Consider the following 11375-nt stretch of genomic DNA (forward strand, 5'->3'; position numbering starts at 1 on the left):
TGTACGACGATCGTACTGAGCCCGTAGCGCTGATTACACGGTATTTGCTCGTTTTATCTTCCTGGGGATGGAAGAAAAGTCGGTCTTTGACCGCGTTTTTGCTGGGGCAAGGCACCGCAGAGGCCGCTGCCAGAAAGACCGCTGTGGAAAGCCAACGAGTCGCTCCGCTGGATTCAGCAGCATTCTACCGAAATCGGGTTCTTTTGGGCATCGCCTCTGAGAACGAGCATTGTAGTGATTTTCTTCTGCGGCGAAAGGAACCGTTCCGCAAGATGTCTGGAAAGTTGCAAAACTTTGCTGAAATCGGAGGATTTTGCGGTTTTTTGGGGCGATCGCCCGCTGACGAGGCTGCGAGCTTGAGCCGGGAAAAGGCCGAGGAAGACTTGACGGGACTGCGCCGAGGGGTTTTGGTGGGTTTGGGCGGCGATCGCGGCTGCTCGGCGATTTTTTAGTCTTTTTGTGACCCTTATGCATCCTCCTCGTCCTGGCAATCGCGCTCTGTACCCGTTTTTGGTGGAGCGGATTGCGGCCCATCCCCAGCGCCGCATTTCCTTTGCAGACTATATGGACTGGGTGCTGTATCACCCGGAGCATGGCTACTATGCCTCGCGGCCCAATCAGTTTGGGATGCAGGGGGATTTTGTGACGTCGCCCTATTTGGCGAGCGACTTTGGGGAGCTGCTGGCGGAGCAGTGGGTCGATGTGTGGCAGAGCCTGGGCGGGGGGCCGATGACGCTGCTGGAGATGGGCGCAGGCCAGGGACTACTGGCCCGCGATAGCCTGCGCTATCTGGCCAAGCACCATCGGGCTTGTTTTGAGGCGCTGAGCTATCGCATTGTCGAAAAGTCTCCGGCCCTTCGGGCGGTCCAGCGATCGCAGCTGGCAGAGTTTGGGGCGATCGCGGGCAAGGTTGCCTGGAGCACTTGGGAGGCGATCGCCCCGAGTTCTCTGGTGGGCTGCTGCTTCTCCAATGAGCTGGTGGACGCGTTCCCGGTTCATCAGGTGGTGGTGCAAGGGGGCCAGCTCCAGGAGGTGTATGTGACGGTGGACGAGGGCGGCGGCCTGACGGAGGTGCTGGGGGAGCTATCTACGCCGCGCTTGCAGGCATATTTTGAGCTGAACGAGATTGATTTGCTGGCTCCGGGGTACCCCGAGGGCTACCGAACCGAGGTCAACTTGGCAGCCCTGGACTGGCTGGAGACGGTGAGCGATCGCCTCCAGCGGGGCTACGTCGTGACCATTGACTATGGCTATCCGGCCAGCCGCTACTACGCACCGGCCCGCAGCCAGGGCACCTTGCAGTGCTATTACCAGCACCAGCACCACGGCGATCCCTATATTCACGTGGGTCAGCAGGATCTGACGGCCCACGTGAATTTCACAGCGCTCGAGCGCCAGGGCGATCGCTGCGGCCTCCAGAACCTGGGCTTCACGCAGCAGGGGCTGTTTTTGATGGCTCTGGGCCTGGGCGATCGCCTGACGGCGCTGTCGGCGGGGGGCAGCGCGATCGCCACCGCCGACGACATCAGCCGCATCTTCCAGCGGCGGGAGGTGCTCCACAGCCTGATGGACCCTATGGGCCTCGGCAACTTTGGCGTCCTGGTTCAGAGCAAAGGGCTCAGCGACGCCGAACAGGAGCGATCGCTCAAGGGACTCCAGCAGCCCTTTTAGGCGATCGGCGAGCCAGAGCGCTCCTGGGCCAAAGTCACCGTTAGCGCCTCGGCTAGGGCCGCGTATTCGGTCTCATCGTTGTAGATCTGGGCGGAAATGCGGACCCAGCGTCGGGGCGCTGTGGGCCACGGCACGATGGGCACTTCGATCTGGAACTGGTCCAGCAGAATGGCCTGGAGAGACTGCCAGTCGCCGTCGGGCAGCGCCACCGAGGCCAGGGTTCCCAGCATGTCATCTGGACAGGGAGCCGCAACGCCCAGCGTCCGGCACAAGAGGTCGCGCGCCGCGATCGCCTTGGCGTGGTTGTGCTGCATCAGCGCGGGCCACCCTCCCGGCAGCAGCGACCCCAAAAAGGCGATCGCCTCCGGCACGCACAGGTAGGGCGTCGGGTCCACCGTCCCCGGCCAGTCAAACTCCAGCCAAAACCGAGAGCGATCGCGCCGGGGCGAGTTGGCCCCGTGGCTGATCGTGAGGGGCCGCATATTTTCGTGGCGATCGGGGTGCACGTAGAGGAACGCCGACCCCTTGGGGCAGCACAGCCACTTGTGGGCGTTGCCAGTGTAGTAGGTCGGGGCGATCGCCCTCAGATCCAGCGGAATCATTCCCGGCGCGTGGGCCCCATCAATCAGCGTCTCGACCCCCGCCGCCGTCAGCTGCGGCACCAGCGTCTCCAGCGGAAAGATCAGCCCTGTCTGGCTGGTCACGTGGTCCAGCAGCGCCAGGCGGGTCCGGTCCGTCACCCGAGCCATCACCGCCGCCACCACCGCTTCGGGCCTTGCCAGGGGAAAAGGCACCTCCGCCACCACAATGCGCGCCCCCGTCTGCTCCGCCAAAAACCGCAGCGCATTGTTGCACGCGTTGTAGCCGTGATTCGTTGTCAGCAGCTCATCGCCCGGCTGGAGGCGATCGGGGCCGCTACAGCGCGATCGCAGGACCGTATTCACCCCCGTCGTGGCGTTGGGCACAAAAGCCAAATTCTCCGGCTCCGCCCCCACAAATGCGGCCAAGGCCTGGCGCGCCTGATCCAGCAGCGGCTCTATTTCCTGGACAAAAAATCGCAGCGGCTGCGCCTCCAGGCGATCGCGCAGCTGCCGCTGCCGTTCCAAGACTGGTCTCGGGCAGGCCCCAAAAGAACCATGGTTGAGAAAAATGACTGCCGGATCGAGGGACCAATGTTTCCCGTAGGTTGTCCTTGGCATCCCAGATCCCCAAAAACACTGCGGGGATGAGCATAACTCACCCCCGCAGTGTTTTGCTATTTTTCAACTCCCCAGGTAGGACTCGAACCTACGACCAATCGGTTAACAGCCGACCGCTCTACCACTGAGCTACTGAGGACCGCTCGCGTGCCTTTTTATATTACAGAACAGTTAGAAAATTTTGCAACCCCTTTGGAAAACTTTTTTTTAAGTTTTTCCAGACCGGGGCGATCGCCCGTTTCGAAGGCTGCGATCGCCGCCCACCGCCTAGACCGAAGGCGGCGGCACAATGCCCATCCGGAGCGCAGCCAGGCGCTGCTGAGCCACCGGGTCCAGGGAGCTGGCCAAAAATCGCCCCGAGGATTTCTTGCGAGTGTTTGCTCGCTGCTTGCGGCGGACTCGCCGGGTCACCGACTCCACCTCTAGGGCAAGCTGCTGGGAGGACATCCACTCCGCCCCATAGCCCACAACCGTCAGCTGCTGGGCTCGGTCAGAGGTCGCCACGATCAGGCGCTGACTGTACTTGCGCAGATCTTGGCGAAACAAAGCACAGACCTTTTCGATGTAGGTATCTGCGGTTTGGTTAAAGTCGGTGTAATAAATGCTGAGGTGGTCGGTAACCGATTCCCGGCGGCTGCTGCTGTCTTGGTAGTAGGCGTCAAAGACAACTTCTGTGGCGTATCCCTGAAAGGCGCTGTAGTTGGTCAGGGTCTCAACCAGCTGCCAGCGGGCGGTTTCTAGACCCTCACAGTCGCGCGCTTGCTTCAGCTCCGACCAGGCTCCTATGACGTTGTATCCGTCGACCAATAGAAATGCCTGGGGTTCGGAGCGTGCCATGGCTTAAGGGGGGGAATGTAAAGAAAACTTATGCATGTCTCATATATTAATACGATCTCTAGCAAGGCTTTATTCTCTTTTAAGGAAAATAAAGCCTTTTTCACACGGCCAAGGCCCTCTCAAAAACTTCGGAGATCTTGTCTTTCGGGTGCAGCCCCTTTCGCTAGAAAGACTGGATTAGGCGCTGACGGAGGCGATCGGGGTTGCCCTGATCGACGACTCGGCCCTGCTCGAGCAGAAACGCGCCGTCGCAGTAGTTGAGTTCTTCGAGGCGGTGGGTCACCCAGAGAGCCGTGAGCCCCCGCTCTTTGACCAGGCGCTGGAGCTGCTTGACCAGGTCAATCTGGCTGTCGGGGTCCAAAAGAGCCGTGGGCTCGTCGAGCAGCAGCACATCGCAATGACGGGCGATCGCCCCTGCAATGGCAACGCGCTGCTTTTGGCCGCCGCTGAGGGCATAGATCGGCCGCCGAATAAAGTCCAAAAGATTGACGGCGGCCAGGGCGTAGGTGACGCGCTGCTGGACCTCAGGGGGAGACAGCTTTTCGGACACAAGGCCAAAGGCTACGTCCGCGCCGACGGTGGGCATGACGAGCTGGTGGTCCGGATTCTGGAAAACAAAGCCCACGGGGGGGTGCAGCTCGATGGTGCCAGACTGGGGCTGCAAGAGCCCCGCCAGGGTGCGCAGGAGCGTCGACTTGCCGCTGCCGTTGGTCCCGAGGAGCATCCAGAACTGTCCTCGGGGCACGGCAAGGGAGCAGTCCCGCAAGACCTCTGCCCCCGAAGGCCATCGGAAGCAGAGGTCGCGCACTGCGATCGCAGGGGCGCCTGGATCGGAAGGGGCAAAACTCATTCAGCGATCGCAAAGAAGCCTGCTGGACGACCCGAGGCAGAGCTGCCGGACTTTTCGGTGAGCTGCACCGCAGAAATCTCGCTGGTTACGATCGCCAGCCGCTTGTCGGTTTGGTGCTCACAGGTGAGCTCTAGGAGTTTGGGCTGACCCGACTGGATGGCGTCCAGCACGTGCTGGTAGAGCTGGTGAGCGTCTTCTTGGCTTTTGCGCTGAACGGACAGGGGGAGGGGGGTGTACTTAACAGCAATATCAATGATGAACATGGGCCAATAACGCTCGATACGTGGACATTCAACACTATGCCTAGTATCTCAAAATCTTGGGGGAGCGGGGGCAAAAGCCTCAGGGGCGATCGCCCAGGGCCAAGCTTGAGGCCCAAGGCCCCCTGATCGGCACTGGAGAGCATCTTCGAGAGGCGATCGCTCGCCAAACCTATCGAAAGCTCAAGAAATTTTGTTCCAGAGCGGGCCCTTGCGACTATCCTATGAGCCAAGTCTGTCTAAATGGATCGAGGGGTTATGATGCGGGACAACACGGGCGGGAGGAACAAACCGGCGCGGCACCAAGGGCGAGGATTTCGGCCCATTCGGCAGATCCTGGGCGCCCTCGCAGCCGCCGCGCTGACCCACGCGAATTTGCCAGCCTACGGGGCGCTGCTCAGCCAGTGGCGCTTTGACCCGAGGGAAAATCAGCTCGAGCTGAAGGTGAACGAAGGCACGCAGCCGCGCTATTTCCTGCTGGCCAAGCCTCTTCGCATCGTGGTGGATCTGCCGGGCACCCAGGTGGGAACGGTGGAGCAGGTTCAGACCTACAGCGGCTCAGTGCGCCAGATTCGGGTGTCTCAGTTTCAGCCGGATACGGCACGCATTGTGATGGAGCTGTCGCCCGAGGTCGTTTTGGCGCCGGGGCAGGTTCAGCTCCAGGCAAGCGGTTCTGATCAGACGAGCTGGGTGCTCAAGCCCTTGATTGCAGGGGAAGCGGGCCAAAGTGTGCCGGTGGCGATCGCCCCTGCCCCTGCTGAGGCCGCCCGGCCTGACAATCCGCCCTCTGCCCTTGAGACGCCCGCCAGTGCAGCACCGGCAGCGCCTGCTGCTCCCGAGACGCCAGAGCCGCTCGCCGAGACACTGCCGGATAGCGAGGATTCCGCAGATTTGCTGGCGGCGGCGGCAGAACCAGGCATTGATATTCCCATCGAGGCCCCAGCGCCGAAGCCTTCAGCGCCCGCGGCTCCCAGCACTCCGCCGACCGCCCAGCCAGGGGCGATCGCCCCTCGGCGTCCTGAGACCAGCGCTCCGACCCCTGCTGCCCGCCCATCAGGCCTCGAAGGCCCCGTCGAGCTGCCGCCTGCGGCCCCTTTTCGGCGATCTAGCCAAACGGGCGTTCAGGTGCGAGTTCCCAATCTTGGGGCTCCTCCCCCGGCCCGCACGGCTGCTACGCCCGCTCCCAGCACCCCGCGAGTGACGCCCAAACCCGCTGGGACCACACCCAAGCCCGCACCAGCACCAGAAGCTCCGGCCGCCGCCATTCCTGCGGCGCCCGCTGCTCCGCCACGGCCAGCGGCGGCACCCCTGGCGGCAACAGCGGCGATCGCCCCACCGCCGACCGCAGAGGCCCCAGTCGACATCGCCGTCGAGCTGCCGCCCGCGGCCCCTTCAGACGTGTCTGAACCCAAGCGCCCCGCCGTACAGGTGCCGGACCTAGGGCGATCGCCCGCAGCTCCAGCCTCCCCCCAAGCGCCCCCGGCGGCTGTGCCTGCCCAGAAAACCGAGGTCGCGATCGAAGTGCCCGTCGAGCTGCCCGTTGAGGAGGTTTCGGCCTTGCCAGTGACAGCGGAGACGCCCGCGCCCGCTGCGGCCACGGTACAGGTGCCCGCTTTGGTCAGCGCTCCAGCGCCCGCGCGATCGCCCGCCCCCCTCGAAGTGCCGGTCGAGCTGCCCCCAGCCCAAGCGTCAGACCCAGAGCTGCCCCAGATTCAGGTGCCAGACTTGGCTGCCATGCCTCCTGAGGCCCCCCTCGCAGTGCCGGTTCAGGCCAACCCGGCGGCTCAAGGGGCGATCGCGCCCCGAGAGTTTTCCTTCGGTCAGCCGCTGCCCGAGGTGATTGTGGCAGGGTCCGGGGCACCCAGCACCCCCGCCCCAGATCTGCCCGCCGTCAATGAGGCGCCCAGCCCCTCAGCGCCCGAGACTGTGGCGATCGCCCTGCCGCCCCAAAATCCCGACATTCTGCTATCCAAGGGGACTCAGTTCAGACTGCGCTATGCCGGCGACGCCCCCCTCACCCTCGATGGCGATCAGGAGCGCCAAGAAGTCCTGCTACTCCAGGAGGCTGTGCTAGACGCGGCGGGGAATGTGGTTTTGGCCGAGGGGACCCAGGTGGTCGGGCGCTTCGAAACCAGCCGACGCGGCAGCCGATTCTTTGTGCAGGCGGTCACCCTCAGCGATCGCAATATTTTGGTCACCGGCAAGTCTGACTACGTTTCCAAAAAAGACAGCGACGATCTGCTCCTAGGATCTGGCCTAGGGGCGATCGCCGGTACCGTGATCGGCGGATTTACAGGCGTTGGGCTGATCGGCGGCGCTGTCGCGGGGGCCGCGACCACCTTTTTTGGGTCTGCTCCCACCATCGTGATCCAGCCGGGACAGATCCTCGAAGTCGAGCTGGCAGAAGACCTCTATCGCAGCTAGTCTTTCGCAAAAAGAGGGGCGCAGACTGCGCCCCTCTTTTTGCGTAGGCCCGCTAGAGCTTTGTTCTACGCGTAAAAAAGTCTTCGATTAGAAATCTTTGGTTTCTGGCGGCGGTGCCCCAATTCCGGGCTGCCCCAGGAACTGGTTCTTGCTGGCGTCGTTTTGGTAAACGCACTGAATCTCTGGCGTCGCCCCTAGGTCACCGGTATACCCAAAGGTGTTCATCCGGTTTTTGCACTCGCGGACCTGTTCATTATTGATCAGATCGCGCTGCTCTAGGACGGCCCAGTTGTTGCGGCGCAGGACACAGCCTGGCTGCATGACCGGCTGCGTCACGTACACGTTGAAGGGGTTAAAAGTGACAAAGGTGCGGGTTTCGGTGACGATGGCGCTGGCTCCGTACTGCACGCAGATTTCTGGATTGGGGGCGCTGCGATCGATGAATTCCCGAGACGCGACGTTTTCGGGGGTGAAGCTGGCTGTGGAGCTAAAGCCAATGCCAACGCCAATTCCCAAAATGAACACCCCTGCCAAAATCGCCAAGCTGGTGTAGCTAATCAGGGGAGCTTTGGCACTCATAGGCTCGGATCGGGGAGAAACTTTGGTGGCCGTGGGTCTAGATCTACGTCTCATAGGGAATTAGGCGGTTCCGAAAACCAGAGGTTGGTGCCCTCGCGGACACTCTTCCACCAGTATGCCGTTATTTCCTGCGATCGCCCCCTGAGGGTATCCGCAAAGGGTCGCAAATCCCCCAATGTCTTGCTTTCATGACAAAGACCCCTTAAGTCCCAGCTTAGCGCAAAAGCGAGGGGCGATCGCCCCCTATTCGAGACACTGTGAGGCCCTGCCAGGAATTAGCCGCCAGGCCCAACTGACACACTTCAATCCCCGGGTTAAAATCCAGAATCCACCCCGCCAGTAGCTTTCGGGCTGGATTCTCCCTGTTCACCTCATCTATTCCTCTGGACCGCTTGTGACTTCTCCTTCCTTTGTCTCCAAAAACTCTGCCGGTAGCGGTTTGCGCTATCTCTGGAACGACAGTTTGACCGTTTTCTGGGGTGACTGGCTAGATTTGCGGGTGCGCATTGCCCAAGTCGCGGCTTCTGGGCTGGTGTCTCCCCTGATTTACATTTTGGCCTTTGGTTTGGGCTTGGGCAGCGCCCTCGACCAGGCCATGGAGTCTCCCGCTGGCGATAGCTACCTGGAGTTCATCCTGCCGGGCATGGTGGCTCTCTCGTCGATGACCATTAGCTTCGGGGGCACGACCTTTTCGATTTGCGGCGAGCGGCTGTTTACCAAGACCTTCGAGGAAATGCTGCTGCTGCCGATTCATCCCCTGGCCCTCCACGTGGGCAAGATGATGGCGGGGATTGTGCGCGGCTTGATGACCTCAGGATCGGTGATTTTGGTGGCGGTCCTGTTTACGGGCAAGGTGTGGAGCTTTCTGAACCCGCTGTTTTTGCTGGTGCTGGTTCTCAACTGCGCGGTGTTTGCGGGGTTGGGGGTGCTGGTGGGCCTCTCAGTCAAGTCCCTCGAAAGCGTCGGCCTCTACAACAACTTTGTGATTATCCCGATGTCGTTTTTGGGGGCGACGTTCTTTGATCCGGCGACGCTGCCCACCCTCCTCAAGGGCGTCGTTTACCTGCTGCCCCTGACCTACACCAGCACGGCGCTGCGGGCCGCAGCCTACTTGCCGCTGTCCCAGTTTCCCTGGTACTCCGTGCCGGTGCTGCTGGCCGTGGCGATCGCCCTCTCGCTGGTGGGAGCCTACCAGTTTTCGCACCAGCAAGACTAGGCCGAGCCCTAGCGCATCGAGAAAAACTCTTCGCCGGTGGAGGGGTGAATGCCGATGGTTTGGTTGAGGTCGCTGCGGGTCGCCCCGAGGCGCAGCGCCACCGCCAGACCCTGGATAATTTCGGCGGCGGCTTCTCCGACCATGTGAGCCCCCAAGACTTTGTCGGTTTCGCCGTCCACAACCAGCTTGAGCAGGACCTGGGTTGTGTGACCCAGGGTGTGGAGCAGGGGCCGAAACTGGCTGCGGTAGCAGCGCACCGCGTCTCCGATCTTCGCTCGCGCTTCGGCTTCGGTGAGGCCGACGGTGGCCGCTTCGGGATGGGAAAAGACGGCAGAGGGAATGCAGTGGTAGCTGACGTGGTGCGGCTGCTGATTGAATTCGGTGTCGGCAAAGGCTCGCCCCTCGGCGATCGCCACTGGGGTGAGGTTGCGGCGGTTGGTGCAGTCTCCCACCGCAAAGATATTTGCTTGGGAGGTGCGGCTGTAGGCATCCACGGCGATCGCCCCCCGCTCCACGGTCACGCCAGCAGCCTCCAGGCGCAGCGGCCCTAGGTGCGCCACCCGCCCCGTTGCCACCAGCACGCCATCCACCTCTAGGGACTGGGGCTCCTCCCCTGTCAGCCAGACCGTCAGCCCGCGATCGTGGCGCTCAATGGCCTTTGCCTCAGTATCCGTATGAATTTCAACGCCCTGGGAGGCCATGCTCAGCTGCACGTGCTCGCGGATGTCTTGGTCGAAATGGTTCAGCACCAGGCGATCGCGCACCACCAAGGACACCTGGGACCCCAGCCCCTGCAAAATGCCCGCAAACTCCACCCCAATGTAGCCGCCGCCAATGATCGCGATGCGGCGAGGCTGCTGCGGAACGTGAAAGATGTCATCCGAGACCCAGGCGTGCTCGATGCCAGGAATCTCTGGCCGCCGAGGCTTGCCGCCCACCGCAATCAAAATTTTCTCAGCCGTGACGGTTTGGCCGTCCACCTCCAGGGTATGGCGATCGCAAAACTGGGCTAGTCCCCGCAGCAGCGTCACGCCAGAGTCTTCGAGCAGCCGCTGATAGACCTGATTGAGCCGCCCGATCTCTTGATCCTTGGCGGCGATGAAGTGTGGCCAGTCAAACTCCCCAGCCTCCACGGACCAGCCGTAGTCCTGGGCCAGCTGAAACTGCTCCGCAAAGCGCGAAGCGTAGACGAAGAGCTTTTTGGGGACGCAGCCGCGATTGACGCAGGTGCCGCCCAGGCTGTCTCGTTCGGCGATCGCCACCCGAGCACCATAGCTCGCTGCGCGCCGGGCCGCCGCGATGCCTCCCGACCCCGCACCAATCACGAACAGATCATAATCAAAGCTCATGGCATCTCTCCCGCAGCGTCTGGGCTAGTCTTTGGGTCTCTCGGTCGCTCTAGTGCGCCAGTGTCATCCATCACCCCAAGGGTGAGTCAAGGGATGCAACCAGTCACCAGAGCAGCCTAATTGAGACGGCGTACCGCCTTTCGATCTTAATGACTTTTGCCCAAAAGCCCCCCAGCCCTAGGGTCTAGAGGGCGATCGCCCGTCCCAGCACCCCCTTGAGTCCTGGGGCACAATTGAGGAGTTCCTTTGAGAACCGCTAGAGCGCGCTTGTGCTTCTCAGCTTCACCGTGGAATTATTAAGCCCATGGAGACTGTTTACCAATACCCCATTCCCCTCGAACGGGAATTTCAAATCGAGCTGCCCACCAGCGCCAGCATCTTGACCGTGCAAGTCCAGGACGGCAAGCCCTACCTGTGGGCGCGGGTCAACACAGCTACTCCCCGGGTTCCCCGGCGATTTCAGCTCATCGAAACCGGCCAATCCCTCGAAGAGAGCCACTTGGTGCACATCGCTTCTTTCTTGGGCGTGCCCGATCGCGGCATGATGCACCTGTTTGAGCTGGTGCCCGACATCGAGGCTGGCAAGCTCCAGCTGCTCCAGCTCGATGAGAAAAAAGTGCTAACCTGCTGCGCCCTGCGGTTCAACGGTTGGCAGTACGTGGATGACTTTTTGTTCGACTATCGCGAGGCCCTCGACCACTATCTCGCGTCCGGGGATTGGGACCTGACCCCCCCAGAGCAGCTCGCTACGTTTTTCTTGCTCCAGCGAGCCCTCAGCAAGTGGGACCTGGCAGACGAACCCGAAAACAGTCGTCACTGGCGAGCCTTTCGATCGCTCTTTTTCCGGGTCTACAACTACGAAATCCCTGAGAAGTACCGCATTGCCGAGTACATCGACAAGTGGAACCGCAACTACGTCCCTCGACTACAGCAGTGTCTCGATCTCGTGCGCAATGTCCACAGCAACGTGCAGTACAAGGAGTGAGGCAG

General features: G+C 61.7%; 11 protein-coding genes and 1 tRNA gene. 5 read left to right on the forward strand and 7 right to left on the reverse strand.

All coding sequences use genetic code 11. The features are described from left to right. Positions 1-272 precede the first annotated feature (272 nt). Entirely contained in the window at positions 273-452 is a 180-nt protein-coding gene (locus tag GEI7407_RS21095) for a hypothetical protein (RefSeq protein ID WP_150109787.1), read from the forward strand. A 16-nt stretch (positions 453-468) separates the two neighbouring features. Beyond that, positions 469-1671, forward strand: a complete 1203-nt coding sequence (locus GEI7407_RS12400; RefSeq protein ID WP_015172531.1) for a class I SAM-dependent methyltransferase — start codon at positions 469-471, stop codon at positions 1669-1671. On the opposite strand, the gene GEI7407_RS12405 is transcribed toward GEI7407_RS12400, so the two are convergent. The 5 genes from GEI7407_RS12405 to GEI7407_RS12425 all read right to left on the reverse strand — a co-directional run bounded on the left by GEI7407_RS12405 (position 1668) and on the right by GEI7407_RS12425 (position 4820). Then, positions 1668-2870 carry an aminotransferase class V-fold PLP-dependent enzyme gene (locus GEI7407_RS12405; protein WP_015172532.1) on the reverse strand — a complete coding sequence of 401 codons (1203 nt, stop codon included), beginning with the start codon at positions 2868-2870 and terminating at the stop codon, positions 1668-1670. The two genes, GEI7407_RS12400 and GEI7407_RS12405, sit on opposite strands and share 4 nt — an antisense overlap. Before the next feature lie 67 nt (positions 2871-2937). Further along, positions 2938-3009 (reverse strand) — tRNA-Asn (locus tag GEI7407_RS12410). 128 nt (positions 3010-3137) lie between these two features. Further along, the gene (locus tag GEI7407_RS12415) at positions 3138-3707 is read right to left on the reverse strand and encodes an NYN domain-containing protein (protein ID WP_015172533.1); all 570 of its coding nucleotides are present in this window, start codon (positions 3705-3707) and stop codon (positions 3138-3140) included. 163 nt (positions 3708-3870) lie between these two features. Beyond that, entirely contained in the window at positions 3871-4557 is a 687-nt protein-coding gene (locus GEI7407_RS12420) for an energy-coupling factor ABC transporter ATP-binding protein (protein ID WP_015172534.1), read from the reverse strand. After that, the gene (locus tag GEI7407_RS12425; protein ID WP_015172535.1) at positions 4554-4820 is read right to left on the reverse strand and encodes a hypothetical protein; all 267 of its coding nucleotides are present in this window, start codon (positions 4818-4820) and stop codon (positions 4554-4556) included. The genes GEI7407_RS12420 and GEI7407_RS12425 overlap by 4 nt, the downstream gene beginning before the upstream one ends. A 240-nt stretch (positions 4821-5060) precedes the next feature. On the opposite strand from GEI7407_RS12425, the gene GEI7407_RS19600 reads away from it, so the two are divergent. Further along, positions 5061-7241: an AMIN domain-containing protein gene (locus GEI7407_RS19600; protein WP_081587323.1), complete on the forward strand. Its 2181-nt coding sequence runs from the start codon at positions 5061-5063 to the stop codon at positions 7239-7241. 87 nt (positions 7242-7328) lie between these two features. On the opposite strand, the gene GEI7407_RS12435 is transcribed toward GEI7407_RS19600, so the two are convergent. Beyond that, positions 7329-7820, reverse strand: coding sequence for a DUF3172 domain-containing protein (locus tag GEI7407_RS12435; RefSeq protein WP_015172537.1), 492 nt, complete (start codon positions 7818-7820; stop codon positions 7329-7331). A 394-nt stretch (positions 7821-8214) separates the two neighbouring features. Here GEI7407_RS12435 and GEI7407_RS12440 point away from each other — a divergent pair, with 394 nt between their 5' ends. Next, positions 8215-9036, forward strand: a complete 822-nt coding sequence (locus tag GEI7407_RS12440) for an ABC transporter permease (protein ID WP_015172538.1) — start codon at positions 8215-8217, stop codon at positions 9034-9036. A gap of 8 nt (positions 9037-9044) precedes the next feature. Here the strand turns inward: GEI7407_RS12440 and gorA are convergent, their stop codons facing one another. Then, on the reverse strand, positions 9045-10385 hold the full coding sequence (gorA, locus tag GEI7407_RS12445; RefSeq protein WP_015172539.1) for a glutathione-disulfide reductase: 1341 nt from the start codon (positions 10383-10385) through the stop codon (positions 9045-9047). Between the two features lie 304 nt (positions 10386-10689). On the opposite strand from gorA, the gene GEI7407_RS12450 reads away from it, so the two are divergent. Next, a complete protein-coding gene (locus GEI7407_RS12450) occupies positions 10690-11370 on the forward strand; it encodes a hypothetical protein (protein WP_015172540.1) in 681 nt (226 codons plus the stop codon). Positions 11371-11375 lie beyond the last annotated feature (5 nt).

It is taken from the genome of Geitlerinema sp. PCC 7407 (assembly GCF_000317045.1).
Classification (GTDB): domain Bacteria; phylum Cyanobacteriota; class Cyanobacteriia; order PCC-7407; family PCC-7407; genus PCC-7407.